We start from the raw sequence: 26,242 nt of genomic DNA, 5'->3' as shown, positions 1-26,242 counted from the left end.
GGGGACGGCCGAGCTAGTCGTCCGTGAAGCCCCGGGTGCCCGTCAGGGTCGACCCGACGGAATCACTCTCTGACGCGGGCGCCGACCCACCGCTGGGGTCGCCACCCACGACGTACAGCGTGTTCTGCCCGCCGAACGCCGTCCCGTCGGCCGCCGCCGGGCCGAACGTGGCCTGGCCGTTCGTCTCGGGTACCTCGACGAAGTAGCGGAGCGTCTCCGTGTCGCTCCCGCCAGCGTCGACGGGCTGGACCGTCCCGAAGTCGACGGTTGCACCGTTCTGTTCCACGTCGCCGCCGGTGACCGTCCAGTCCTCGGAGGGGAGCGAGTCCGTGACCGTCGCCGCCTCCGAGAGTTCGGAGATGGTCAGTTCGACCTGGTGCGTGTCACCCGGCGTGTAGGGGTTGCTCGCACTGCCCCGGGAGCCCGAGACGGTCGGGCCGTCCGACCCACCGGAGCCGCCCGAGCCGGAACCGGTGTCCCAGGAGTCGCCGCGGCCGAACTCCGTCGGCTTCTCACCCTCGACGGTGCGCACCTGCTGGAAGCCCAGCGCGGAGGTGAACACGAGGTAGCCGAGGAACGAGACCGTGTAGTCGAGCAGGCCGAACGGGTGGAGGTTGGCCTGGCTCGCTGGCGGCAGCAGTGACCCGATGACGTGGATGCCGGTGCCGTCGTCGGACGCGCGAGTCAGCGAGCCCGTCGCAACAGACCCGTCGATGTTGCCGGCGACCGACGACGTGGCCGGGCCGCTCGTGAAGGCGCTCTGGGAGACGAGGTGGCTCGGCGCCTCACCGGAGACGTTGTAGCCCAGCGGCGCGACCTTCCAGAGCTGGTTCTGGATGGGGCGCACGTCCGTCATCAGCGGGTGGTCGAGGTTCTTGCTCGTGTATCGGGCCACGTCCTGGGTGGTGCTGGTGAACGCGTCCTGCCCGAACTGGCCGCTCCCCACGAGGTCGTTCTCCAGTTCACCCAGCAGGTTCACGCCCGTGTCCGTGAGGACGAGGTTGTTGCCGGCGTCGACGAACGCGTCGAGCGCGTCGAAGTACGCCGTTCTGGTGGCATCGCCGACACGGTTCGTTGCGTCGACGTAGTCGTGGATGACGACGGCGTGGTCGTAGCCGGAGAGGGCTCCGCCAGCGACATCGGCCACGGTGACGAGGTCGACCGCCCCCGGGTCCTCGACGGCTGCGTCGTAGTCGAGTGCGAACTGGAACGGCGTGACGGTGTATCCGCGCTGCTCGTAGCCCAGCGCCTCCTTCGGGTCGGGGTTCGGACCGTTCGAGGAGAGCGTGGCGAACTGCACGTCGACCTCCTGAGCGTCGACCAGCAGGTTCGACAGGCGGACCGTCCACTCGCCGGGTTCGGGGTCGGCGACGTCCCACTCGGGGAAGCCACAGCATTTCCCGCCGACGCGCTTCTCGGTGATGCCCTCGAACTCGCGAACGACCTCGCCCGACGGCGAGACGAGTTCCAGGTCCATGATGGCGCTGTGTGAGTGCATGTGGACCTGCATGCTGTGCAGGCCCGCCGGGACCTCCTGGGAGACGGTGGCGATATCCGTCCCGGCGACGGTCGTGGACTGGCTGGTCTGGTCCGTCGTGGTCGAACCGCTGCGGCCGAAGTCCAGGTCGTCGGCGGAGCGCGTGAGTGGGTCGCCCGCGGGGTCGAACTCGCCCTCGCTGTCGAACAGGTCCGTCGGCGTGACGAACGCGACGGATTCGCCGTCCTCGTCGGTGTCCGTCTCCACCTTCGTATCGACGGTGGTGTCGAACTCGTCATCCGTCGTGGGCGTGTCGGAGTTCCGGACCGCGAAGTTCGAGATGGTCCGGATGGCCTCCCGGTACCCCAGCACCTCCATCCGAAGCAGTTCGGGGTTGTAGACGTTCCCGCCGACCATGTGCGAGAACGACATCTCGAAGTCCAGCGTCGTCATGCCCAGTCCGCCGAGGTCCTCGGGGTGGGCCATCCAGTCCAGCATGGCGCCGGAGACCGTGTAGCCGATGGTGTCGTAGATGGTCGCGTAGTCGAAGGCGTCGTCCGGGGGCGTGCCGCCGGCCAGCGGAACCGAGGGGTTGCCGAGCGCGTTCCGGAGCGGTTCGCTCAGGTCACCGGCGGTCTGCCACTCGACCAGCGCCTCGTCGAGGTTCTCCTTGATGACCTCGCACATCGCGTACACCTCGTGGGACTCCTCGAGGGTGTACTGGTCCTGCGAGATGAGTCCGAGCACGAAGTCCTCGAACAGCGGCCCGCCGTGGAGGTCCGCACCGTAGTTGAGGTTCTCGTACGAGCGGAACTGCTGGACGATAGACACCGCGTCGGGCACCTTGTCGTGGATGTAGTCCGGCGCGTCACGCGGCTCGGCGGGGTTGTGCGCGGTCGTGATGTACCCGACCGTCGGGTACTGGCGGTTGGTGTCGAACACCTCGGCGTTCCCGCGCTCGAACAGCGGCGCGGCCGGAGCGCGGGGGAGCCCGGTCCCGGGACCGCCGAGCTGCCAACCGGAGTCGTACTGCGGGTTCCGGACCGCCCAGCCGTCCGGGTTGGTGAAGCCGAAGATGAGGACGGCGTCCTCGAGCAGTTCCGGCAGGTCGCCGGCGAACTGGTCGCCGCGCGCGATGTTCTCGATGATACGCGCGCCAGCCTCGGCGCCGGCCCGCTCTAGCCCGTGCAGCGAACAGGAGAAGAACACCTTCTCCTTCTCCGCGAAGGACGCCTCGGAGGTGAAGTCGGTCACCTCGGCGAGGTACATCCCCTTCGGGTCGTCGCGGTTGGTCGCGTTGTTCAGGTGGCCGGGGGACTGCCCGAAGCGTTTGATGCGGACCGTATCGGAGTAGCGGTCCTCCAGCTCGTGGAGGCCGTCCTTGAGCTGCTCGAAGCCGATCCAGTCGACGGCCCGCCGCGCCTCGGGGAAGACCCCGAACGGATAGTAGCCGATGCGCCAGAACGGGTTCGACCCCGGCGCGAACTGGAACTTCGACGCCTGCGGGAGTTCGGCCGCCGCGACCTCCGCCTCCGTGGCCGTCAGCCGTCCGTAGGCGGCCGGCTCGGGCTCGGTCGTCGTGACGGCGTTCGGGTCGAACGACTCCAGCACCGTGGGGTCGGTGCCGGACTCGAACCGGACCAGCGTCGGCACCGCGTGGTCCGCTGGTGTGTGGTTCTGGATGTACTCGTACTCCGCGTCGAACGCGGGGGCGGACGCACTCGCGGTGGCATTGCCGGGCAGCGCGAGCGCCGCGCCCGTCGCCGCCGACAGCTTCACGAACGTCCGCCGGTCGATACCAGCGTCGTCGAACCGTCCATCGCTCCCGTCCTCGGATGTGTCGTCTCGTACCATTGTGGATGTGTGGACACCACGTACTCCGCGGTTGTCCGAGAGGGCGTTCCCGACGGGTAAACGGTTCTGACAGAACCGTCCAAACGGCCGACGGCGCGAGGGTCGCCGGCCTTCGTTCGTCCCCGGACACCCGGCCCGGTCCCGAGAGATACTTACTCCCACCACCCCTACGGGGCGTCGTGCCGAGCGAGGGTCTGTGGTTCGGGGTCCCGCGATGGGTCGTCGTGGGACTGCTGCTCGGGTTCGCCGCGAGCTGTTGCGCCGCCGGGCTGTTCTACGTCGGGACACGCTGGTTCCCCGGCCGGGGCACCGGTGGTGGGTCTGGGTCGAACACGGACAGCGAACGCCGGACGGTCGAGATCCGCGAGTATCTCGACGCCATCGACGAGCCCTACGCCGAGAACCACCCCGTCGAGGGAGCGAGCGTCGAGTTCTACCTTCCCGGTCGCGACGTGGCCATCACGTTCGACCCGCGGACGTTCTACCGTCTGGAGCGCACCGCGACCCACCCGGTGCTCGTCGAACACGAGCTGCCGGGCATCCATCTGGGCTCGCGACTCCCGTTCGAGACGCCCGAGGTCGACCTCGGCCGGGACCCCGCAGAGCGGGACCTGGAGCCCTACGACGAGGCGTTCGCCGTCCTCGGGCTGTCGGAGGGTGCAAGCGAGTCCGAGGTCCGGGCGGCCTACCGCCGGAAGGTCAAGCAGGTCCACCCGGACCACGGCGGCGACGAGGACGAGTTCAAGCGCGTGCGCGAAGCGTACACGGCGGCCCGCGAGGCCGCAGCCACCGGGGAGGCCGCGTCGTGAGCGCTTCCCTCCGGAGGGCCGCATGACCCGCGTCTCCATCACCGAGGAGGTGCGCTCGCAGCTGACCGAGGCGCTCGACCACGCGGAGGTCGACCACCCGCTCAACCGGAGCGCCGTCCAGTACGCGGCGTGGGAGCTCGACCACGACGCGCTCGCGACGTTCGTCGGCGAGGCCGACGCCTCGACCTACTACGAGGCGCTCCGGCAGGTCGGCGTCGAACCTCGCCCCGGCGGCGAGAACGCGGACGGCTACGACCCGGAACTGGACGGATAGCCTTCGCCGTTCCGGATATCATAGCGTCTCAAACCCACATGTATCCCAATAGCACCACAGAATAACATCAAGATACCCACATAGATAACAAAAGAGGCTATTGCTGCGGTTATCCGATTCCGTCCGGGTCGCCGGGTCGCATCCGGAATCCCATCGCCGTCACTACCTTTTTCGCTCGCGCGCGAGTAGGCGCGACCAATGCTGGAATCCGAGACCGGACTGGACGCGACGCTCGACCACACCATGATGCGCGTCGAGGACCTGGAGGAATCGGTCGACTGGTACACCACCCATCTCGACTACGTCGAGGAGGGGCGCATGGAGGCCGACACCTTCACCAACGTCTTCCTCGCGCCCGGGGACCGTCACGACGAGGGCGCCGTCCTCGAACTCACATACAACCACGACGACCGCACGTACGAGTTCGGCGACGCCTGGGGCCACATCGCCGTCCGTGTCGAGGACGTCCACCAGGCGTACGAGCAGCTGATGGACGAAGGCGTCGAGGACTACCGCGACCCCGAGTCCTGTGGCGGCCACTACGCCTTCGTCACGGACCCGGACGGCCACGAGATCGAGATCGTCGAGCGTGACTATGGCGCGCGCTGGTCGCTCGACCACACGATGCTCCGCGTCGAGGACGCCGACGCCGCCATCGGCTGGTACACCCGGAAGCTCGGCTACGAGATGCACCGCCGCGTCGAGCTGGACGACTTCGCGCTCTACTTCATGCGGCCGGAGGGCGCGCCGGAGGAGGCGATGAGCGTCGAGCTCACCTACAACTACGACGGCCGCTCCTACGAGATGGGTGATGCCTGGGGGCACCTCGCGGTCCGGGCTGCCGACCTGAACGACGCCTGGGAGACACTCCAGTTGCGCGACGCCGAGGACTACCGCGACCCCGAATCCTGCAACCAGATGTACGCGTTCACGAAGACGAACGACGGCCACGAGGTCGAGGTCATCCGGCGCTGACCGTCGAGCGCGTTGCGAACCGGACCCCGAACCCGGACAGTGGAATCGGGTTGCTCCAATCGCCAACAGTCATCGGCTGTCTCGCGAGCCCGGTTTCCGTCGGGCACCGAGGAACCCGACCGGCTCCCGTCTATCGAACACACGTCGACAGCATACGCCACAGAGCCCGTCTCACCCGTATATCAATAGGACGATATTTTGAGAATACTTTATTTCGTGTGCATAGCTCACACTCAACATGGTCCGGATCGCCGAGCGGGTACGGGGGAGCGGAGTGCTGGGGAACTGCCGGCGGATGTACGGCTGGCTGGGTATGGCTGCGAGCCCAGCCGTCCGCCGCCGCACTGCCACGATACTGCTCGCACTCGTCGTGCTGTCGAGCGGGTGTTCGATGCTGTCGGGGCCGCTCGCGTTCACCGCCTCGCCAGCCAGCGCCTGCGACGAGGCACTCTCCTCGACGGGGTACACGGGCGAACTGTCCCGCTGGGAGAACGTCTCGCGGACCCTGGAGGTCGGCGGTCAATCCCGGAATGTCTCCTTCTCGAACTACGTGAACAGCTACGCCCGGGAGGGACCGGACGGCGAGGGGGGAACCGAGTCGAAGGGCGGGTTCGCGGTGTTCACGACACCGCAGGCGCAGGCAGCCGGGCAGTCGGTGAACCCGGTCCGGAACTGGTCGCCACGGGAGATGGTCGAGAACCTCGACTCGGGACTCGACGAGTACGGGTCACTGCAGGACCTCCAGAAGGAAGGGACCGACGAGGTGACCACGCTGGGGACGACGGCGACCCGGACACGCTTCACGGCGACCGGGGCCCGGGACGGTGACCCGGTGGACGTGTTCGTCGAGGTCGTGCGCGTCGAGCACGGGGGCGATTACGTCGTACTGGGGAGCGTCTACGAGCAGTCCAACACGGCCGAACGGTCCCGGCTGGACCGGCTCTACCGCTGCATCCAGCACGAGGGGACGAACTCCACGATTACGGGAACGGCGTACCCGACGTCCACGACCGAGTCGTCGCCCACGCCTGACGACCCGGAGGAGCTTCCGACCGTGACCATCGAGGAACTGAACGAGGACCCCGAGCGGTGGACCGGCGAGCGGGTCCGCGTCCGGGGGACGCTGCACAACAACGTCGTCGCGCAGGGCGAGGTCGACAACAGTGTGCTCGTCGAGAACTACAGCCGCGTCGCACAGGACCGGGCGCTCCCAGCCGAGGGCACCCTGCCGCTCGACACGGTGGAGGTCCCGCCGTCGGAGCGCGCCGAGTGGTCGGAGGGCTACCGCTTCGAACTGGTCGGGCGGGTCGCGTCCAGCGAGGACGACAACGAGGAGACACCCGAGGTCGAACTGCAGATCGAGGAGTACGATATCCTGGGCCCGAGCGACTACATCCGCTTCGTCGAGGTACGCAATCGCATCGACCCCGCGCGGTTCCCGGAGCTCGTGTACGACCGGAGCGAGTGTCGGTTCGCGGTCATCATGAGCGGCGGCATCAACTCGGCCAACAACCACAAGCGGTACTGGAACGACGTCAGGTACACGTACAAGGCGATGAACGGTTCCTTCGGACTCTCGGACGACCAGATCTTCGTCCACTACTTCAACGGCGCCGGGACCGGCCACGCGACCTCGGTCAACGGGCGGACTATCGTAGACGACGACGCGAGCGAGACGGCGATCAACGACACGTTCGACACACTCGAGAGCCGGGTCGAGGATTGCGGAGTGAACACCGAACTCATGGTCTTCACCTACAACCACGGCCAGACCTCCGACCCCGAGGGGAAGAGCCTGCTGGGCTTGAGCGGTGACGGGTCGTCGCTGACGCCCGTGGAACTGCGGACGATGTTCGAGCGCGTGAACGAGGCGGGGCTCGACGAGGGGTACGTGATGATGAAGCAGTGCTACAGCGGCCAGTTCCTGAACGCCCGAAACGACCAGCCGAACGTCGACCTCATGCAGCGCCAGGGGACCAGTGACCCGGTCGTCACCGCCATCGGCACCGCCGGCAAGAACGGCGAGGTGACCTACAGCACGACCGGCTCCGACGGTGTCGGCCCCTACGGATACCACTTCGTGGCCGCGCTCGCGGGGACCTACCCCAACGGGACGAACGTTCCCATGTCGGTCGTCGACGCGAACGGCAACGGCGACATCAGCTGGAAGGAGGCCCACGACTACTCGGTCGCTCACGAGCGGTACGCCCAGGGCGTGACGTACAACGGGAACTTCTACCAGGAACACCCGCAGTTCGCCGGGTCGACGACGGAAGGCCCCGGCTGACTGGCGCCCTGGCGCCGGTTCGTCTGGCCAGAGAACCCCGGAACCTCGTTCCGAAGTGGACCCGCGACCGGAGTCCAGATACTGTGTACGCGCGAGCGAAGCGAGCGCGTTTCACCGCTCGGAGTGAGCGAAGCGAGCGGAGAGCGGCCTTTTTTCTGAATGATTTTTGCGCCGAGTGGTTCGTGCAGCGCGCGCGAAGGGCGCGCGAGCAAACCCGAGCCGGAAAACAGCTCGCGTTTAGAACTTGTTGCAGACCGGAATCCCGACCGTATCGTAGTCGCCCATCGAGGCGATGGTCTCGGGGACCTCGGACAGGGAGATGGTCTCGGAGACGATGGCGCCGGGGTCGATCTTGCCGTTGTCCATCATCCGGAATATCTCGTCGTACTCGTGGGGCGGCATCCCGTAGGAGCCGATGAACTCGCGCTCGTCCGTGACGATGTTGTCGACGGGCAGGGAGACCTCGCCACCCTCCTCGCTCGTCGTCAGGCCGATCTGGAGGTGCTGGCCGCCCTTGCCGAGCGAGTTGACGGAGTTCTGGCAGGTCTGGGCGATACCCAGCGCGTCGACGGACACCTCACAGCCGCGCGACTTGGGGGTCTTCTTCTTGACTGCCTGCGGCACGTCCTGGACGTCGTCCACCTTGATGGTCTCGTCCGCGCCGAGTTCCTCGGCCTTCTCGAGGGCGGCCTCGTTCAGGTCGACGCCGATGACGTTGGCACCGAGCGCGTTGGCCGTGTGGACGGCGGAGAGGCCGACGCCACCACAGCCGTGGACGGCGACCCAATCGCCGGGGTCGACGTCGACGCGGTGGGCGATGCCGTGGAAGGCGGTCGCGAAGCGACAGCCCAGCCCCGCGACGTCGACCGAATCGACGCCCTCGGGGAGCTTGATGAGGTTGGTGTCCGCCGCGCGGACGGGGTACTCCTCGGCGAACGCGCCCGACGAGAAGTTCACGAACCCCATCGGGATGGAGCGTTCACAGCGGTTCTGATGGCCCTCCTTGCAGTGGACACACGTCCCGTCCGAGAGGTTGAACGGGTTCGTGACCCGGTCGCCCTCGCGGAAGTTCTCGACATCGTCACCGACCTCGGCGACCACGCCGACGGGCTCGTGGCCGAAGATGAGACCCTCCGTCATCATCATCCCGATCCACGACCAGTCGCCCTGCCAGGCGTGCCAGTCCGAGCGGCACACCCCGCAGGCTTCGGTCTCGATGACGACCCCGTCCGAAGGGCAGTCCGGGCGGTCGACCTCTTCGACCTGCATCGGCTCCTCCGGTCCCTGGAAAACTACGGCTCTCATTGCGTCCTGCGGAGAGTGCGTACGTCACAATAAAGGATTGGCAATTGTTCGCAGGCACCGTTAAACCGGGGCCTGCACGGGGCGAGGTCGCCGCCGCGGTACGGGCGCTCAGCGACGGCCACGACAGGGGGGGCCAGTCGACCGATTCCGCGGAATCATGCATTGCACTTAAACTTCGGGCCACCGAACCGCCGCGTATGAGCGAGGACGACGGCGGCCGGAAGAACCTCCGCATGCCGGACGACGACGAGGTGTTCGCGGTCGTCACGGAGATGCTCGGTGCGAACCGGGTGAAGGTCCGGTGTATGGACGGCAAGGAGCGTACCGCGCGCATCCCGGGGCGGATGCAGAAGCGCATCTGGATCCGCGAGGACGACGTGGTGCTGGTCGAGCCGTGGGACTGGCAGGACGAGAAGGGCGACATCACGTGGCGCTACGACAAGCAGGACGCCGACCAGCTCCGTGAAGAGGGCCACATCTCCGCCTGATGGCCGACCAGGACGTCGAGGTGGACCTGCTCGAACCGGGCGAGGGTGAGGGCGAGGACTTCGGCGACGAGTGGGAGGAACTCGACGTCTCGGACACGGAGGCCGACCGTATCGCGCGCAAGCGGGACCGCGAGTTCCTGGAGTTCCGCAAGCGCATCAAGGACGCCGACCAGTTCAAGGTCGAGGCGTCGGTGTTCGACGACGCCACGCTGGGCGCGCTGTACAAACTGGTCCAGGACGGCCACATCGACGCGTTCGGCGGGCCGCTCTCGACCGGGAAGGAGGCCAACGTCTACCTCGCGGCCGGCCCCTCCGCCGAGGTCGCGGTGAAGATCTACCGCATCAACGCCTCGGACTTCCGCTCGATGCGTGACTACCTTGAGGGCGACCCGCGCTTCGAGGGCATCGGCTCGGACAAGAAGAAGGTCGTCACCGCGTGGACGAAGAAGGAGTACGCCAACCTCAAGCGCGCCATCGCCGCCGGCGTCCGGGTGCCCGAACCCATCGCGGTCCAGCGCAACGTCCTGGTGATGGAGTTCCTGGGCACCGACGGCCAGCGCGCCCACCGGCTCAACGAGGTGAACGTCGAGAACCCCGAGACCGCGTACGAGGTGGTCCGCGAGTACACCCGCCGGCTGTACGACGCCGGCCTCGTCCACGGCGACCTCTCGGAGTACAACATCGTGGTCCACGAGGGGGAACTCGCGCTGCTGGACCTGGGACAGGCGGTGACGGTCCACCACCCCAATCACCGGGAGTTCCTCGAACGGGACTGCCGGAACGTCGCGGACTTCTTCGCCCGCGCGGGCGCCGACGCGGACGCCGACGAGCTGCTGGCGTACGTCACCCGCGCTCGCGACAGCGACGCGGCGGCACCAGAGGACGCCCCTAGCGTGCCGGGACGAGACGCAGAGGCCGACGCTGCCGAGGAGGAGGACCGACCGTGAGGCTCCGGGAGGCCACGCCCGAGGACGCCGACGCCATCGCGGCGGTCGCCACGGACGCCTGGTGGGCGGCCTGCGCCTCGGCGCTGTCGGCCGATGCCGTCCGGACCGCGCTCGCCGACCTCTACGACGAGGCGTTCCTCGCGGAGGTCGCCGCCGAAGCCGCTCAGGAGGAGGAGTTCCGGTTCCTCGTCGCGGTCACGGACGAGGAGGGCGAGAACGACGACGATGCGGTCATCGGGTTCGCCAGCGCGGCCCGGGAGTGGGCCGACGAGACCGAACTGTTCACTCTGTACGTCGACCCAGACCACTGGGGCGAGGGCACCGGGACGGCGCTGCTGGAGGCACTGGAGTCGTGGGCCGCCGACCGCGGCGCCGAACGGCTCGTCTGCTCGGCGCTCGCCGGCAACACCGTCGCCGTGGCGTTCCTCGAATCGCGGGGGTTCGAGCGGGTGCGCGAGGTGGAGGCGGAGGTCGGCGGCGAGACCGTCTCGGAGTACGAGTTCGAGAAGCCGCTGTCGGGGTGAGCCGGCGCGCCAGGGCGCTCGGGGCTACTCCCGCGGGTTCTTCTCGTCGATACTCGCCAGAATCTCCGGGTCCGTCCGGAACTTGAGGACGTTGTGGATGACGGAGTTGCGGATGTTCTCGACGACCGGGCCGTGCTCCTTGTAGAACTCGTGGATCCACTGTGACTCGTGCTGCCGCGAGGAGAACATCATCACGGACTTCCACTGGTACTCCCCGTCCGAGAGGAAGTAGAAGAGCGTGTTCGGCGAGTCGCGGATGTACTCCATCGCGTCGCGCCAGCCCTCGGCGAAGTTCTCGGGGTTGAGTTTGAACTCGAACAGGCCGAAGATGAAGTACTCCTCGTTGGGGATGACGGCCTCGCGGAAGACCCCGTGCTCGCGCATCCCGCGGATGGATTCGCTGACGGTGACGTGCGAGACATCGATGTCGTACTTCTCCTCGAGGATGCGGGCCAGGTCACGCGAGGAGAGCTGTGGGTCCCGCGACAGCTCGCGGAGGACGTAGACGTCCCGCGGCTTGAACTCCCAGTCGGGCGCGTCGTTGCTCATACCCCGGTCGTCACGGGGTGGGTACGTGCCTTTTTCGGACACCCACCACCTCGCCGGCTTCCGGCCGTGCTCAGGCGCCGAGGAACTCGCCCAGTTCCTCGCGGTACTCGGCCCCCACGTCCTCGGGCACCCAGTGGTACGCGCCGGACAGCCGGACGACCTCACCACCAACGTCGTCGGCGAGTCGCTCGCCGTACTCGATGGGCTGCATCACGTCGTCCTCGGCCCACAGACAGAGCAACTGGGCCTCGATGTCGCCGTAGTCGATCTCCGTGGTGTGATTCGTGTTCGTCGCAACCGCCGCCCGGGCGATGGCACGCTGACCGTTCTCACCGAGCCAGGGTGCCTGCATCCCTTCGACGAACGCCTCGTCCGGTTCGTCGGCGGCCGCACCCTCGGCGAACGCGAAGTCCAGTTGCCCGACGAACTCCTCGCGGTCCATCTCCTCGGTCCGCGGGAGCCCGAGGTTCACGATGAACTCGACGGGCCAGGAGTCGTAGCAGACGAGGTTGGAGGCGACGAAGCGGTCGACCCGTTCGGGCTGGTGGGCGGCGAACCGCAGCGCCGCCCCACCCCCGATATCGTGCGCGACGAAGCTGAACAGCTCGATGCCGAGGTGGTCCAGCAGGCCGTCCAGCGCCTGCTCCTGGGCACGGATGGAACGATCGAACCCCTCGCGGAACGAGGAGTTGCCGTAGCCGACCATGTCCGGGACGATGACGCGGTACGCGTCCTCGAAGGCGGGTGCGACGCGGCGCCAGAGGTAGCTCCACGTCGGCACGCCGTGGACGAACACGAGCGTGTCCCGGGGCTCGTCTCGGTCGGTCGGGCCCGCGTCGCGGTAGGCCATCTTGACCGAGTGGCCGTCGACGCTCACGGTGGTCTCCTCCTGTTCAGCGCTCCACTGCTCGTGGTCCATCGGCTCGACGTCCTGCATATCACCGGACGCGAGCGCCGGGGCCGTGAATCCACCGGCGGCAGTTGCCTGCCGACCGCCGTTGCGACGTTTGGTCCGAAACAGATCTTCGGAACCGGACACTATCGACTTGTCGAGGTATTTCACGAGTAATCGACCGACGACCGGCGAGAGTGTCGGCATATCTCGCCGCGCGTCGGGGTTTCCGTGTCTTTATCACACACGGGCGAATCCCGACAGGTATGGACGTCGACGAAACCAAGGAGTCGCTCGGTGAGGTCGGACAGAAGGGCGTCGTGGCGCTCGTGCTGGGCCTGCTCGTGGTCGCCCGCGAGAACAAGGTCGCCGCGGTGGGCATCGCGCTCGTCGTCGCCGGGATGGGGATGGTCGCGCGCGGACTCGTCGAGTCCGCGCTGGAGGAGATGGGGATGGGCGGGATGCTCTGAGCTACTGTCCACCGAAGAAGAACCGCTCCCCGCTCTCGTAGTAGATTGCGTAGCCAGCGGGGCCGAAGGTGTATCCCTCGCTCAATAGGCCACCGGATACCCATCCATTGTTCATGCCGAACACCTTCCAGTAGCTCGTCTGATAATTATCGAACGTCGGTGAGCCGCTATCCCCCTCGTCGAATGAGCTCCCAGTACCCCACCGCACCTGCTTGGTAAACTCACTGGCGCAGCTGACGTCGTCCTCGTCCTTGTACTCTGGTTCTTTTTTTTCCATAGCCCTTCGCGTCACCGTGAGTTGTACACGTTGTGCGACCTACTTTTCGCACGGATCCCGGAGTCTCACCGTTACGTTCGGTATCGTTGCAAATGGCCTGTACAGCGCTCTTCGTGTACGTACCGTTGATATCGTACCACTGGTCACTACTTGATTCGAGCGGATTCTGGGGATCGACGACCTTCGGCCGTGGCTCGATACCTTCACCATCAGTACGGACCGCTACGAAATCCAATTTGTCCACGGCGTACGATGGATACGCGTCTCCCACTGCATCGTATCCATCGGTTGGATGATCCATCTGCTGCGGTGCGTAACTGTACTCACAGACCTCCGCTACGTGTGCGGAGGTACCTACATACCTTCGTGATGGATAGTTGTTGTCCAGCATAAGTGGGGTCATCGTTCCGCCACCACCTGATCCATCCCTCGCAATCTGTGCACCACCGGGGGGATTCGTGCCGTAATTCTTTCCGGCGATGCTAGCACAAGCCCCCCGATTGATTCCTTTGGGCCGTTCTACAGTGTCGACTGGAACACCGTCTCTCTCGTCCGGAATTTTCCGCTTTGCTTTTTCATTGTTCGGCTCTACCTCCACTTCAAGTCGGGGATGCCCACCTTCCTCCGAGCCGCCAGGCCGAACCCACTGTCCGTGGATCCCGTCATGTCGTAGGAAATTTGAATTTTCGTGTACCCGGTCGGCAGCCTGGGTCAGTTTGTACCACTTCTTATCTACGACATGCGTCCCCTCGTAAACGACGTCTATCGGCAACTCAAGCGTGTCGTTTGATGACGCTGTTACTACACCGACGTTGCTGAGAGCGGTGGCAGCGGCTGCACCACTCTTTAAAATTTTTCTCCGGTTGATTGAATCAACCATAGACCAATATATTATTTAGTGCATAAGTTTTTTTTTTTTTTGGTTACTCAATCTCGTGAGGGTATGAACCGTCGAGGCTACATCACCCTCCTTGGCACCCTAGGGGTAGTACCGGTTTCTGGGTGCGTTTCTGATTCGACTGGGATGCCGGAGAATGGTGGGACGAGAGGCGACAATCCTCCGAACTCGTCGTATCCCGATTACGATGCAGGGGAGGTAGTAAAGTCGGAAGATGTGCTGAAAGAAAGTGCTCCGATATATCTGGAAGCGAAATCTGAATCAGTAGAGCTCCCGAAAGGCAGTGTCGGACTTACGCTCCACAACAATCGTAGTGCCGCGTTCGAGACGAATTTCTCTCATCTTCGACTACATCGATGGGAAGACGGTAGATGGTGGTACGTCTCGCCCCAGAGTGGGTCGGGGCTGCTGCAGAGTCTCCCGGGAGATGGGGAGCACGAATGGGTTGCCCAGATACGCAATACAGACCTCACCCCCGTCCCTATAGACGATTATGGGGAGAGCCAACTGCGTTTCCGGGGTCTCGGGGGCGGAAGTTACGCATTCAGTATCGATGGTGCATGGCGCGACACGGGTACCGAGACTGTCGCCGCAACACGGGTGGAGCTCCGGGGTGAGCAAGTCTCAGTGCGGCCGTCGGAACTGGTCACCGGTACCCGACGCGAAGGTTCCACAGTCACGGTCATCGCGGATCGGTACCCGAATGAAGACGGCGGACGAGAGAGTGAGTTAATCGTCAGACGGACCGACGGAGAGCCTGAGGAACGCGCCATAACCGAGCAGTTGCTGCGGGACTGGCCGCTCCGTGAGGCGATGGCACAGTTCGAGCCGGACGTCGACGAGGTTCGTGTCCTCGCACCCACTTATGGATCAACAACGTTCTACGATGGAGTAGAGACGACGTTCGGTCACGATGAAGAAACCTTTAGCGTGAAATCACAGTTCCGCGAATCCACGACGGAAACGGAGCGATAGACACCGCCGACTCAGTCGCTCTCGCCGGAGGGCCGGTCCGCGCGGTGCTCGCTGATGATCTGGTCGACCATCTCGGCGTTCCGATCGCGCCGGCGGTCCTCGGCACGGGCCTCCCAGTCCTCGATGACGGCCTCGACCTCGCGCTCGCGGGCGACCGCCAGTTCGTCCACCTCCTGGACCGTCACGTCGTCGGCCGGGCCCTCAGGGATGCCGTGCCCGAACAGCACCTCGTCGGCCTGTTCCGAGAGGTTGCCGTCCCGGAGGACGACCCGGGGTTCGGTCTCAGCGAGGAGTTCCGCCGTCCGGCGGCCCGCGCCGGAGGCGTCACGCAGGAGGACCACGTCGTCGGGGGCGAGGCCGTAGGACTCCTGGGCGTCCTCGATGGCGGTCGTGGTGAACTGGTCGACGGGCTTGACCGGGACGAGTCCGGCCTGCTCGTCGGCCACGTCGGCGAAATCCGAGTGGTCGAGCCGCCAGAGCGCCTTCAGCCGCTCCAGTTTGTCCTCCAGTTCCGCCACGGTCTCGCGTTCCTCGGTGAGTTCGCGTTCGAGGCGGTCTGTCTCGCGCTCGAGGCGGGCGACCTCGCGGCGCTCGCGGGCCTCCTGGCGCTCCTCGCGGCGGGCCTCGCTGAGTTCGTCCTCGTACTCCGCGATGCGCTCGTCCTTCTGCTGGACGGTATCGCGAAGCTCCTCGACGTGGTCCTCGAGGCGCTGGACGCGGGCCTCCAGTCGCTTGATCTCCTTCTCCTCGGCGGTCAGTTCGCGGGGCTCGTGGCTCGACTCCTCCGCCTCCTCGTCGGGGTCGTCGCGCAGGTCAGCGAGCACGGCCTCGACGGACTCCTCGCCCGCCACGACGCGCGCGGTCACCTCGCCGCGGTTGAACCCCGCCGGGACCTTCCGAGCGATGCGCTGGAACTGGTCCTCGTGGTCGTCGAACGCGTGGAGGGCGGCGGCCATCGCGTCGCGCTCGTGGTCGTTCTCGTAGCTCACCTCCCGGGTCCGGTGCTGCTTGGTGTCGACCGGGAGGTCCGTCTCGGGCACCCAGCCGGCGGCGTCGAACGAGCGCCGTATCTTCTCGACCGTCTCGGGCATCGGCTCGACATCCGCGGCGACCAGGATGGGCCGGCCGCGCTCGATGATCCACTCGATGACCGCCGCGGTGTCCGCGGTGCGGGTCGAGAGCGTCTCCAGTACCTCGCCGTCCAGCCCGACGATGGCGACGGCTGTCGTCGTCCCGGGGTCGATACCGACGAGGACGTGGTCGCGGCGCTGGACGAGCGGCGCGTACTCGATGCCGTCCTTGCGCTCGCGGTCGATCTCGATGCGAGTGTCGCCGGCGCGCTCGCGCGAGACCGGCAACTCGGCGGGGGTCGCCTCGACGTGGAACAGCGCCTGCGAGTAGCCGCCGTACTTCTCCGTGACCTCCTGCTCGTACTCCAGTCCGGCCTCGTCGAGCTTTCGCTCCACGTCGCGAGCCTTCGTCTTCACGCTCCCGTGGATGCGACGGGTGAAGCGGTCCTCGGACCAGCCCCCGCCGCCGCCGGTCGAGCGGCCCCGCGCGACCTTCACGGTCGTCCGGTCGGCGAACGCCGACACCTCCTGGCCCACGTTCCGGGCGGCGAGCCGGGCGGCGGCCTCGGCTTCCTTCATCGGCTTCTTGCCGTACGGGACGCCGTGGCGGCGGGCGACGCGAGAGAGGGGCTCGGGTTCCTCGGCGCCCGTCACCTGCACGAGCGTCGTTCCGGACGGGAGCTCGCGCAGGAACCGCACGAGGTCGTCCTTGTCCGTCGCGAGCTCGTACGTGTTGTCGGTCGCGACGATGGCGGGCTCCTCGCGCTGGATGAGCCGGGTCAGCTTCCGGTAGGAGACCACGTCCCGGTCGACGTTCTCGCCGTCGAAGGCCACCACGGCGTAGGAGGGGGAGTCACCGCGGACGTCGCCGCTCTGGATATCCACCCCGAACACGACCGCGTCGAGGGCACTCGTTCGGGTACTCACACCAGGCTATCGGCGACGAGCGGGAATAAATCCCGTGCCCGGGGGCAGGAGCGAGTGCCGTGGGGGCGAAATGTTGAAGTGGATGTAAAGCACACGTTACAGTGTAAAGGGTGCTTGACACCATGACGGATACCGCCCTCCCGAGCCCCACCGTATCGACTCGCTCGCTGTACGCGGCCTCCTGGGCCGTCGGCAGCGCGCTGTACGCCGCCCTCATCGTCGCCGGCTACCCGCTGGTCGGCGTCGGTGCCTTCGTCGCCGGCGCGGTCGTCGCGGTCGCGCTGGGTCACGAGAGCGACCAGCCCACCTTCGACGAGCGCGACCGCGCCGTCTTCGACGAGGCCGGCCGCCACACGATGGCCGCCGTCGGGATGGCCTCGGCCGTCGTCTTCCCGACGATGGTCGCCGCCCGGGCGCTGGGCTACGTGACCTGGCCGGAGTGGTTCTACTACGCGGGCTACTTCGTGGCCGGACTGTTCGCCGTCTGGGGCGTCTTCGTGCTCCTGGCCCGCTCCCGCCGCCGATGATGGAGTCGAACCTCCGGGAGTACCGCGAACGCGAGGGGCTGAGCCAGGGCGCCCTCGGCGAGGCTGTCGGGGTCACCCGGCAGACAATCAACGCGGTCGAACGCGGCCGATACGACCCCTCACTGGAGCTGGCACTGAAACTGGCGGCACACTTCGACTGCGCCGTCGAGGACCTGTTCCAGCTCGAGGACGACGGCGAGGGCTGACCTACAGCCGCTCTCGCAGCTGCTCGGCCACGGCGTCCAGCGCCTCGCGATCTGCCCGCGACTGCTCGGCCACGAACCGCACCTTGTCGCCCTCGTAGCGCGGGACGACGTGGAGGTGGACGTGGAACACTTCCTGTCCGGCGGCCTCGCCGTCGGCGAGGAAGAAGTTGATGCCGTCGGGGGCGAACGTCTCGCGCGCCGCGGCCGCGACGGCCATCCCCTCCTCGAACAGCCGGCTGCCGACCGACGGGTCGAGGTCCGCGAGCCCGGCGGCGTGTCGTTTCGGAATCACGAGCGTGTGGCCCTCGGTCGCCGGGTTCAGGTCCGCGAACGCCAGTGTCTCGTCGGTCTCTGCGACGACGCTCGCCCCGGCCTCACCTCCGACGATACTGCAGAAGGGGCACTCGTAGTCCTCGGCCATGGATGGGCGTTCCGCGCGCGCATACAAGAGCCTCGGGGCGACAGCCGACGGTTCGGTGACTCAGCTATCGGGGTAGGGGACCTCGAGTTCGTCGCCGTCGTCGGGGAGCAGGACCTCGCCGTCGAAGCCCGCGCGGGCCTCCTCGGCCAGCAGCTCCGACCGACCCGCGTATCGCGAGGAGATGTGGACGAGCGCGAGTCGCTTCGCGTCGGCGTGGCCGGCGAGCGCGGCGGCCTCGGTCGCCGTCGAGTGACCCGTCTGCGGGGCGCGGTCGGCGTCGGCCTCGGCGAACGTGGCGTCGTGGACCAGGAGGTCGGCGTCCGCGGCGATGCGTTCGGTCGCGTCGGTCGGCCGGGTGTCGCCGGTGTAGACGACGGTGCGGCCGGGGCGGGGCTCGCCGACGACCTGCTCCGGCGTGACAACGGTCCCGTCGTCGAGTTCGACGGGGTCGCCGTCGTGGAGCGTCGAGAACTTCGGGCCGACCGGAACACCGAGTTCCTCGGCCCGCTCGCGGTCGAACCGGCCCTTCCGGTCGTCCTCGACGATAGCGTAGCCGACCGACCGGGTCCGGTGCTCGGTCGCGAACGCGCGGACCTCGTACTCGTCGCGGGCGAGCGCGGCGTCGCCCGGGCCCACCTCGTTGATGCGGACCGGGAACCCCGGATTCGTGCCGGTGCCGTCCAGCAGGTTCCGCATCGTCCGGCGCTCGCCGTTCGGGACGTGGATGGCGAGGCCGTCCTCGCGGTCGTTGAAGTCCCACGTCTGGAGGAGCCCGGGGATGCCGAGCGTGTGGTCCCCGTGCGTGTGGGTGACGAAGAGATGCGAGACGTCGAAGCCGGTCCCGAAGCGCATCATCTGCCGCTGGGTGCCCTCGCCGCAGTCGAACAGGAGTCGCTCGCCCTCGCGGCGGACCAGCAGCGCGGATGTGTTCCGCCGGACCGACGGAACCGCCCCGCCGGTGCCGAGGAACGTCACGTGAAGAGACATACCACCTGGGTCGGGGGCGCCGCGTGAAACCCGTGTCGGATGGCCGGCCCGGACCGCCCAGCCGACGAGACGTTCACTCCGTTTAGGACGTTCAATCGCAAGACGGGGCGGGGACGGGAACGGTTCGAACGGCATCACTCGCTTATGGGGTCGAATCCAGTACGAGGGGATACGATGTTCAGAACAGACGCGGTCGCCGCGCTCGTCGCGGCGTCGATGCTGGTGCTCGCGGGCTGTACGGGTGGTGTCCCCGGCGGTGCTGGTGGCGGTGCCAGCGACGCCGCGATGTCCGACGACTCCGGAACGGTCACGCTGTACGTGAGTGACCAGCCCGGCGCGATGGGTGACTTCGAACACCTCAACGTCACCGTCGACAAGGTGGCCTACCACCGCGCGAACGCGTCCGGCGACACGGTCGACGCCGACGATGCGGCCGAGAACGAGACCGAAGCTGACGCCGAGGCGGAGGGCGAGGCTGACGCGGAAGTCGAGGCCGAGTCCGACGGCGAGGGCCCCGAGTCCGAGGAGGGCTGGGAGACCTACGACATCAACGACACGACGGTCGACCTGACCGAGCTGCAGGGCGAGAACGCGACCGTCGTCGGCCAGCAGCGCCTCGAGAACGGGACCTACGACAAGGTCTTCCTGTACGTGAGCGACGTGAACGGGACGCTGAAGGATGGGAACTCCACGCGGGTGAAGCTCCCGTCGGGCAAACTGCAGGTCGAGAAGGAGTTCACCGTCGGCCAGAACGAGTCGCTGGACTTCGTCTTCGACGCGACGGTCGTGAAGGCCGGCAAGTCGGGCAAGTACGTCCTGACGCCGGTCGTGAGCGAGTCCGGGACGGACGTCCCCATCAAGGAGGTCGAGCGTGACGACGAGTCCGGCGTCAGCGCCCGGTTCGTCGGTAGCGTCGACCGTGGCGGGGCCTCGACGGTGAAGGTGACACAGAAGGGCCAGGCGGTCGCCGGCGCGACTGTCGAGATCAACGACCAGGAGTACACCACGGCCGGTGACGGCACGGTCATGTTCGACGTCCCCGCAGACGCCGAGGAGGTCGAGGTCGAGGTCGAGTACGCGGACGGCGAGGTCGAACTGACGCGGAAGTTCCCCGCGGCCGACGACGAGGACGAGGCCGAGGGTGAAGCAGAAGCCGAGGCCGAGACAGACGCCGACGACGAAGCAGATGAGGACGAAGCCGAGGCCGAGGGCGAGGTCGAGGTAGACGGTGAGGTGAGCGCCGAGAGCGAGCAGGACGCGGAGAGCGAGGACAGCGACGATAGCGACGACGATGATAGCGACGACGACGCGGCCACGGACGAGGACGGCCAGGCCGACGGCGCGGCCGAGGGCGACGCGAGCGCCGAGGGCTGACCTCGCGGCGCACCGACGCAGGCCGCCGCCGGGCGGTTGCGTGGAACGATGGCACATCACGCCTTCTTCGGCAAATAGTGACGATAGCGGGCCTGTAGCGCCCACATTCGTCGGAATCGGCCATAAGCCTTCTATGTGCGAGCCCATTCGTGTATAGCTGGATACATAATGAGACAGCAGTTCGCGACAGTGCTCGTAGCGCTCATGCTCGTCACCGCCGGGTGTTCGTTCGGCGGCGGCGGTCCGGGCGAGAGCGGCGAGCCGAGTGACGGCACATCGGGCGACGCGGTCGGAACCATCAACTTCTACATCAGTGACCAGCCGGGTGCCATCGAGGACTTCGAGCACCTGAACGTCACTATCGACGAGGTGGCCTTCCAGAAGGCCGACGGGAACGAGTCGGACGCGGAAGCTGCCACCGAGACCAACACCACTGACACGAACACCACGGAGACCGAGGACGAGGAGATGGACTCCGAGGACGACGGTGAGTCCGCGTGGCAGACCTTCGAGGTCGACGACCGCACGGTCGACCTGACCGAGCTGAAGGGCGCGAACGCCACGCTCCTGCAGGAGTTCGAGGTCGAGAACGGGACCTACACGCAGGTCCGCATCAGCGTGAGCGACATCAACGGGACCCTCACGGACGGCAGCAGCGCCGACGTGAAGCTCCCGTCCTCGAAGCTCCGCATCAACCAGCAGTTCACGGTCGGCAACAACGAGTCCGTGGACTTCGTCTACGACATCAACGTCGTCAAGCGCGGCAACTCCGGCTCCTACAACATTAAGCCGGTCGCCAGCGAGTCCGGGACGGACGTCCCCATCAAGAAGGTCGGCGAGGACGGCGAGTCCGAGGACGCTGACGACGAGGATGCCGACGCCGAGGACGAGACGGACACCCCGACCCCGACGGCCACCGACGACGGCAACGAGACCGACGCGCAGGCCGACCAGGGCCAGATGAACTTCTACGTCAGTGACCAGCAGAACGCCATCGACGACTTCCGGTACCTGAACGTCACGGTGGACCAGGTGTCGCTCCGTGGCCCGGCAGCCAACGGCACGAACGCGACGTACGAGGTCGACAACGAGACGGTCGACCTGACGAAGCTCCAGGGCGAGAACGCGACCATCCTGGACACCTTCGACGTGCCCGCGGGCAACTACACGAAGGTCTTCATCAGCATCAACGAAGTCAATGGGACGCTCACCGACGGTAGCACCACCGACGTGAAGCTCCCGTCCTCGAAGCTCCAGCTGAACGAGAACTTCGAGGTCACCGCCGACAGCGAGGTCGACTTCGTCTACGACATCACGGTCGTCAAGCGGGGCAACTCCGGCTCCTACAACATCAAGCCGGTCGCCAGCGAGTCCGGCACCGACGTCCCCATCGAGAAGGTCGGCGGAGAGGACGAAGCCGAGGACGAGGACGACGAGTCCGAACAGGGCGAGCAGGGCGCGCCCCAGCAGGACGACGCGGAGAGCGAGACGGCCGCGTTCAACGCGACCTTCGTCGGCAACGTCACGGCCGGCGAGAACGCGACGGTGTACGTCTCCCAGAACGGGACCGCCATCGAGAACGCGACGGTCACCTACAACGACACGGAGTACCTGACCGACGTGGACGGCAACGCGACGTTCGCGGTGCCGAGCGACGCCGAGGAGGTCGAGGTCGAGGTGACCTACGAGAACGAGACGGTCACGCTCGAGGAGACGCTCGAATCGGACGAGGAGGCGACCGAGACGAGCACCGAGAGCGAACAGCAGTCCGGCTCCGCTGACGCCGGGTCCGACGGCGGCTCCGGTGACGACTCGGGTAGCCAGAGCACGGAGACCGCCACACCGACCGAGACCGCGAGTAGCTAACGACTGACGCTCGCGGTGCTGATTTTTCCATTATTCCGTCAACGACAGCCGAGCAGGCACTATTCGAATCGGAATCGAACTATTCTGCAGAAACATCCGATTCAGCGGTGGATCAGTCGTCCGCCGTCTCGGGCTCCGGTTCCTCGACCGGGGGAGCGGCCGCGTTCGCGTTGTGCTCGCGGGCGCGTCGGCGCATCTCCGGGCTCATCCCGGGCACCTGCTCCGCGGTGACCTCGCCCTCGGACTCGATGTCATCGAGCGAGCGCGGGTACTTGCGGAGGCGGTAGTGGATGCCGATGCCGGCCTTCGCACCCTGGCCCATCGCGACCGGAATCTGGTTGTGACCGGGGACGATGTCGCCGACGGCCGAGACGCCCTCGACGCTGGTGCGGCCGTGGTCGTCGACGGCAATGGTTCCGTCGTCGTTGAGGTCGACACCGAGCTGCTCGGCGAGGCCGGTGTTGTAGTCGCTACCGTACATCGGGAAGCCGCCGCGGTACGCGCGACGCGTGCCGTCCTCGAAGACGAAGGCCTCGAGCCAGCCGTCCTCGCCCTTCTCGATGCTCTCGATGTCGTCGTGGACGACGTCGATGGGGTGGGCCGCGAGCTGCCGGTCGGTCTCCTCGGACCACTCGGGCTCGTCGCCGCGGGTGAGGAGGTCGACCTCGTCCGTGAAGTTGAGCATTATCATCGCGACCTTCGCGGCGGCCTCGCCGGTTCCCATCACCCAGACCGGCTGGTCGACGAACATGTAGGCGTCGCAGTGGAGACACCAGTGGAGGCCCCGGCCCGTGCGCGGGAGCGGGGGGTCCGGCCGCACGTCGGAGAAACCCGTGGCGAGGACGACGTGGTCGACGACGACCTCGACCTCGTTGGCGGTGAGGCGGAAGCGGCCGTCCTCGGTGCGCTCGGCATCACTCACGAAGTCGCGGTGGTAGTCGGCGCCGTACTCCTTGACCTGCTGCTGGGCGGTCTGGAGGAACTCGTTACCGCTCACGTCCTCGGTGACGCCGATGACGTTGTGGGTATCCAGCATCATCGCCGCCCGGCCGCCGCCGCGGTTGATGACGACGGTGTCGTGCCCCAGTCGAGTCGTGTAGACCGCCGTCGTCAGTCCGGCCGGCCCGCCGCCGACCACCGCGACCTCGTACTCGTCGACGTCCTGGCTCTCGCTATCGGTCATCGGGTCCGGGTAGGACGGGGTTACAGTTAACTGGTCGGTAGCGCCCGGGTAACCCGATTCCCTGACGGTGAGCCGCGGCCACGTGACCGACCGCCGTTCCGGTTGGACGGGTAGCCGGGGACCAGGGCGCCCGCAAGGGATATGCATCGCCGCATTCGAACGCAACACATGACGTTCGACCCCGAGAGCAGTCTCCCGCAGGACGAAGTCGACGAGCAGGTGGCCAGCACCATCGCCGACAACGAGGTGGTGCTGTTCATGAAGGGGACACCGATGATGCCACAGTGTGGCTACTCCGACCGGGCACTGACCCTCATCAAGCAGTATCGCGAGGAGTTCGAGACCGTCGACGTGCTGGAGTCGCTCGACGAGTACCGGGCGGCACTGGAGGACCACAGCGGGTGGGAAACCATCCCACAGACGTTCGTCGACGGCGAGTTCGTGGGCGGCAGCGACGTGCTGGTCGAACTGGAGGAGCGTGGCGACCTCGGGGAGACGCTACAGGCCTGAGTCGTCCGGTACGCTCACGAGCGCCTCGTTCTCGTGGCATCGGCCCCGAGAGACACAACTATAAGTGAGAAATCCTTATACTCACATGACCACCCAACTGTTGGGGGTCGGCCGCTCCCAAGGGACAGGGATACTATGAACAGCAGGGTATTCAGACTCCATTCGACACTCGAACTGCCGCTAGACGACGTCCACTCCTTCTTCGAGGACCCGGACCTCCCAGTGGAGATCAAGGACATCGAGATTACCCGCCGGAACAACACGCTCATCATCTCCTCGGTCGCCGCCGAGGAGAACCTCTCGAAGTACACCCCGACCGCTCAGCTGAAAGCCAGCGTGACGGAGAACCGTGTCTACGAGAACGAGGACGGTGAGTGGCAGGAGACGCCCCCGGACGACGGCCCCGGCGGCTCGGTCTCCTCGGGCGGCGACGGCGGCGGCGGTGGCCCCTCCTGGTCCAGCCTCGGCGGCGAGCAGGAGGCCGAGCAGGAGGTCCGCTCGAAGCTCATCGAGTACGCCTGCTTCAAGGGCGACCGCGAGACGGTGCTCCAGAACACCGAGCTCCAGTACCCGATGTTCGAGGTGCTGTGCAACCTCGCACGGACGGCCGACAAGGGCTCGCTCGAGGCTATCACCGCGGTCGGTGAGGACCTCGAGGCGGTCCGCATCGTGGACGGCGAGGACCGCGCCGCCCGCGTGAAGGTCGTCGAGGACCCCCGTGAGACGGAGAACGGGGGCGTCGACTGGCGCGACAACAAGTTCATCAACTGACCCCGCCGCTTCTTCGGCAACTCCTGGCCCCGTTCGGCCGACCCTTCGCGGGCCACACCACGACACTCGGTACCAGAGGGCAGTGGGAACGCGGCCTCGCCTGGAGGGTCAAGAAGGGCCGCATATGTGATGGACAACGACGAGGCAGTAGCCCCACGAGGAGGTGTGTATGCAGCTCTCAGACGAGGACCGGATGTTCAAAGATTCGCTGCGTGACTTCCTCGAGAACGAGATCGCCCCGGACCTGCCGGAGGCCGACAAGGAGGCCCTGAGCAAGGACGAGGTCGTCGCGTACCAGCAGGAACTCGGCGAGCTCGGCGTCGGCCCCGCCTCCGGGGAGGGGTTCGCCGACCCCATGACATACACCATCACCTCCGAGGAGCTCTCGCGGGTGTGGCCGTCGCTGAACGTCGCACTGATGATGTCGTTCCCGGCGCAGTTCGGGAAGTACGCCGGCGAACGAACCCGCGAGGCACTGACCGACAAGGTCGAGGACGGCTCCTGTATCGCGTGCATGGCCGTCACCGAACCGGAGGGCGGCAGCGACACGGCCAACCCCAACACGACCGCCCGGAAGGACGGCGACGAGTACGTCATCAACGGCGAGAAGACGTGGGTGTCGAACGCCACCATCGCGGACATGGCGCTGGTCGTCGCGCAGGACCAGGAGACGGACACGCGTGACTTCTTCATCGTCGACAAGGAGACGACCGGGTTCGAGACGCGCGAACTCGACAAGCTCGGCTGGAAGGGCTCGCCGACGGGCCAGATGTTCTTCGACGACATCCGCGTCCCCGAGGAGAACAAGCTGATGACCGCCGTCGGCAACATGGTCGCCGAGGGCGAGGGCGCTATCATGGACGCGCCGATGTTCCAGAGCGCGAAGCCGCTCAACGCCATCTTCTCGTACATGCGCACGGGGATGGCCGCGATGTCCGTCGGCATCCTGCAGGCCTGTATGGAGGAGGCGCTGGACTACGCGAAGGAGCGCGAGGTCGGCGGCGGCCCCATCGCCGGCAAGCAGCTCGTCCAGGACCTGCTCTACCAGATCAAGTGCTCGCTGGAGACCTCCCGCCTGCTCACCTACCACGCCGCGGACCTGGTCGAGCGCGGCGACGACGAGGCCCGCCTGATGTCCTCGCTCGCGAAGGGCTACGCCTGCGAGCAGTCCGTCGAGGGCGCCTCGAACGCGATGCAGGTCTTCGGCGCCAACGGGCTCTCGAAGGACTACCCCCTCGAGCGCTACTACCGCGACGCCCGCACGATGACCATCCCAGACGGCACCACGGAGATCCAGAAGCTCATCGTCGGCTACGAGCTGACGGACATCCCTGGCTACTGATTCCGACCCAGCGGCCTTCGCTGGCGGGCATCCTCAGTATGGCCCGCCTAACCTGGT

Annotated in this window: 25 protein-coding genes; 16 read left to right on the top strand and 9 right to left on the bottom strand. The window is 66.7% G+C overall.

The features are described from left to right. Positions 1-13: 13 nt before the first annotated feature. A complete protein-coding gene (locus NL115_RS15750; protein WP_254830287.1) occupies positions 14-3,331 on the bottom strand; it encodes a M14 family metallopeptidase in 3,318 nt (1,105 codons plus the stop codon). A gap of 179 nt (positions 3,332-3,510) precedes the next feature. Between NL115_RS15750 and NL115_RS15745 the strand changes: the two genes are divergently transcribed. The 4 genes from NL115_RS15745 to NL115_RS15730 all read left to right on the top strand — a co-directional run bounded on the left by NL115_RS15745 (position 3,511) and on the right by NL115_RS15730 (position 7,676). After that, positions 3,511-4,140, top strand: a complete 630-nt coding sequence (locus tag NL115_RS15745; RefSeq protein WP_254830286.1) for a J domain-containing protein — start codon at positions 3,511-3,513, stop codon at positions 4,138-4,140. Between the two features lie 22 nt (positions 4,141-4,162). Then, complete coding sequence (locus NL115_RS15740) at positions 4,163-4,414, top strand: hypothetical protein (protein ID WP_254830285.1); 252 nt, start codon at positions 4,163-4,165, stop codon at positions 4,412-4,414. Between the two features lie 219 nt (positions 4,415-4,633). Continuing rightward, positions 4,634-5,389, top strand: coding sequence for a VOC family protein (locus NL115_RS15735; protein ID WP_434084023.1), 756 nt, complete (start codon positions 4,634-4,636; stop codon positions 5,387-5,389). Between the two features lie 238 nt (positions 5,390-5,627). Beyond that, positions 5,628-7,676, top strand: coding sequence for a DUF6517 family protein (locus NL115_RS15730; RefSeq protein WP_254830283.1), 2,049 nt, complete (start codon positions 5,628-5,630; stop codon positions 7,674-7,676). Positions 7,677-7,913: 237 nt separating this feature from the next. On the opposite strand, the gene NL115_RS15725 is transcribed toward NL115_RS15730, so the two are convergent. Beyond that, on the bottom strand, positions 7,914-8,981 hold the full coding sequence (locus NL115_RS15725) for a zinc-dependent alcohol dehydrogenase family protein (RefSeq protein ID WP_254830282.1): 1,068 nt from the start codon (positions 8,979-8,981) through the stop codon (positions 7,914-7,916). A 197-nt stretch (positions 8,982-9,178) separates the two neighbouring features. Here NL115_RS15725 and eif1A point away from each other — a divergent pair, with 197 nt between their 5' ends. Genes eif1A through NL115_RS15710 form a run of 3 tightly spaced genes read left to right on the top strand, consistent with a single transcriptional unit; the run spans position 9,179 to position 10,940 of the window. Further along, on the top strand, positions 9,179-9,469 hold the full coding sequence (gene eif1A, locus NL115_RS15720; RefSeq protein ID WP_254830281.1) for a translation initiation factor eIF-1A: 291 nt from the start codon (positions 9,179-9,181) through the stop codon (positions 9,467-9,469). After that, positions 9,469-10,416 carry a serine/threonine-protein kinase Rio1 gene (gene rio1 / locus NL115_RS15715; protein WP_254830280.1) on the top strand — a complete coding sequence of 316 codons (948 nt, stop codon included), beginning with the start codon at positions 9,469-9,471 and terminating at the stop codon, positions 10,414-10,416. Before eif1A ends, rio1 begins: the two co-directional genes overlap by 1 nt. Next, positions 10,413-10,940 carry a GNAT family N-acetyltransferase gene (locus NL115_RS15710; protein WP_254830279.1) on the top strand — a complete coding sequence of 176 codons (528 nt, stop codon included), beginning with the start codon at positions 10,413-10,415 and terminating at the stop codon, positions 10,938-10,940. Before rio1 ends, NL115_RS15710 begins: the two co-directional genes overlap by 4 nt. A 24-nt stretch (positions 10,941-10,964) precedes the next feature. Here NL115_RS15710 and NL115_RS15705 read toward each other — a convergent pair whose 3' ends face one another. Further along, positions 10,965-11,489, bottom strand: a complete 525-nt coding sequence (locus tag NL115_RS15705; protein WP_254821841.1) for an Lrp/AsnC family transcriptional regulator — start codon at positions 11,487-11,489, stop codon at positions 10,965-10,967. 70 nt (positions 11,490-11,559) lie between these two features. Next, positions 11,560-12,426, bottom strand: coding sequence for an alpha/beta fold hydrolase (locus tag NL115_RS15700; protein ID WP_254830278.1), 867 nt, complete (start codon positions 12,424-12,426; stop codon positions 11,560-11,562). A 221-nt stretch (positions 12,427-12,647) separates the two neighbouring features. Here NL115_RS15700 and NL115_RS15695 point away from each other — a divergent pair, with 221 nt between their 5' ends. Beyond that, a complete protein-coding gene (locus NL115_RS15695) occupies positions 12,648-12,851 on the top strand; it encodes a DUF7470 family protein (protein WP_254830277.1) in 204 nt (67 codons plus the stop codon). Positions 12,852-13,072: 221 nt separating this feature from the next. Here the strand turns inward: NL115_RS15695 and NL115_RS15690 are convergent, their stop codons facing one another. Beyond that, on the bottom strand, positions 13,073-14,008 hold the full coding sequence (locus NL115_RS15690) for a hypothetical protein (RefSeq protein ID WP_254830276.1): 936 nt from the start codon (positions 14,006-14,008) through the stop codon (positions 13,073-13,075). A 63-nt stretch (positions 14,009-14,071) separates the two neighbouring features. Between NL115_RS15690 and NL115_RS15685 the strand changes: the two genes are divergently transcribed. Further along, positions 14,072-15,001 carry a hypothetical protein gene (locus NL115_RS15685; RefSeq protein WP_254830275.1) on the top strand — a complete coding sequence of 310 codons (930 nt, stop codon included), beginning with the start codon at positions 14,072-14,074 and terminating at the stop codon, positions 14,999-15,001. An 11-nt stretch (positions 15,002-15,012) separates the two neighbouring features. On the opposite strand, the gene NL115_RS15680 is transcribed toward NL115_RS15685, so the two are convergent. After that, on the bottom strand, positions 15,013-16,998 hold the full coding sequence (locus tag NL115_RS15680) for a DUF460 domain-containing protein (RefSeq protein ID WP_254830274.1): 1,986 nt from the start codon (positions 16,996-16,998) through the stop codon (positions 15,013-15,015). A gap of 122 nt (positions 16,999-17,120) precedes the next feature. On the opposite strand from NL115_RS15680, the gene NL115_RS15675 reads away from it, so the two are divergent. Together NL115_RS15675 and NL115_RS15670 are read left to right on the top strand one after the other, a co-directional pair. Continuing rightward, complete coding sequence (locus tag NL115_RS15675; protein WP_254821837.1) at positions 17,121-17,525, top strand: DUF2178 domain-containing protein; 405 nt, start codon at positions 17,121-17,123, stop codon at positions 17,523-17,525. Further along, positions 17,525-17,731 (top strand): helix-turn-helix transcriptional regulator, encoded by a 207-nt coding sequence (locus NL115_RS15670; RefSeq protein WP_254821836.1) that lies wholly within the window; start codon positions 17,525-17,527, stop codon positions 17,729-17,731. Before NL115_RS15675 ends, NL115_RS15670 begins: the two co-directional genes overlap by 1 nt. 1 nt (position 17,732) lies before the next feature. On the opposite strand, the gene NL115_RS15665 is transcribed toward NL115_RS15670, so the two are convergent. Further along, positions 17,733-18,152, bottom strand: coding sequence for an HIT family protein (locus NL115_RS15665; protein WP_254830273.1), 420 nt, complete (start codon positions 18,150-18,152; stop codon positions 17,733-17,735). Positions 18,153-18,212: 60 nt separating this feature from the next. Then, the gene (rnz, locus tag NL115_RS15660) at positions 18,213-19,139 is read right to left on the bottom strand and encodes a ribonuclease Z (protein ID WP_254830272.1); all 927 of its coding nucleotides are present in this window, start codon (positions 19,137-19,139) and stop codon (positions 18,213-18,215) included. A 174-nt stretch (positions 19,140-19,313) separates the two neighbouring features. Between rnz and NL115_RS15655 the strand changes: the two genes are divergently transcribed. Then, positions 19,314-20,513, top strand: a complete 1,200-nt coding sequence (locus tag NL115_RS15655; RefSeq protein WP_254830271.1) for a DUF4382 domain-containing protein — start codon at positions 19,314-19,316, stop codon at positions 20,511-20,513. A 168-nt stretch (positions 20,514-20,681) separates the two neighbouring features. Beyond that, positions 20,682-22,379 (top strand): DUF4382 domain-containing protein, encoded by a 1,698-nt coding sequence (locus NL115_RS15650; protein WP_254830270.1) that lies wholly within the window; start codon positions 20,682-20,684, stop codon positions 22,377-22,379. 112 nt (positions 22,380-22,491) lie between these two features. Here NL115_RS15650 and NL115_RS15645 read toward each other — a convergent pair whose 3' ends face one another. After that, on the bottom strand, positions 22,492-23,562 hold the full coding sequence (locus NL115_RS15645; RefSeq protein ID WP_254830269.1) for an NAD(P)/FAD-dependent oxidoreductase: 1,071 nt from the start codon (positions 23,560-23,562) through the stop codon (positions 22,492-22,494). Between the two features lie 168 nt (positions 23,563-23,730). Between NL115_RS15645 and NL115_RS15640 the strand changes: the two genes are divergently transcribed. The 3 genes from NL115_RS15640 to NL115_RS15630 all read left to right on the top strand — a co-directional run bounded on the left by NL115_RS15640 (position 23,731) and on the right by NL115_RS15630 (position 26,185). Next, a complete protein-coding gene (locus NL115_RS15640; protein WP_254830268.1) occupies positions 23,731-24,072 on the top strand; it encodes a glutaredoxin family protein in 342 nt (113 codons plus the stop codon). Positions 24,073-24,207: 135 nt separating this feature from the next. Next, entirely contained in the window at positions 24,208-24,843 is a 636-nt protein-coding gene (locus NL115_RS15635) for a DUF7110 family protein (protein WP_254830267.1), read from the top strand. 169 nt (positions 24,844-25,012) lie between these two features. Next, positions 25,013-26,185 (top strand): acyl-CoA dehydrogenase family protein, encoded by a 1,173-nt coding sequence (locus NL115_RS15630; RefSeq protein WP_254821828.1) that lies wholly within the window; start codon positions 25,013-25,015, stop codon positions 26,183-26,185. Positions 26,186-26,242 lie beyond the last annotated feature (57 nt).

The organism is Haloglomus salinum, from assembly GCF_024298825.1.
Taxonomy (GTDB): Archaea; Halobacteriota; Halobacteria; order Halobacteriales; family Haloarculaceae; genus Haloglomus; species Haloglomus salinum.
The sequence above is the reverse complement of the archived record's forward strand: the minus strand, read 5'-3'. Positions and strand labels throughout refer to the sequence as shown.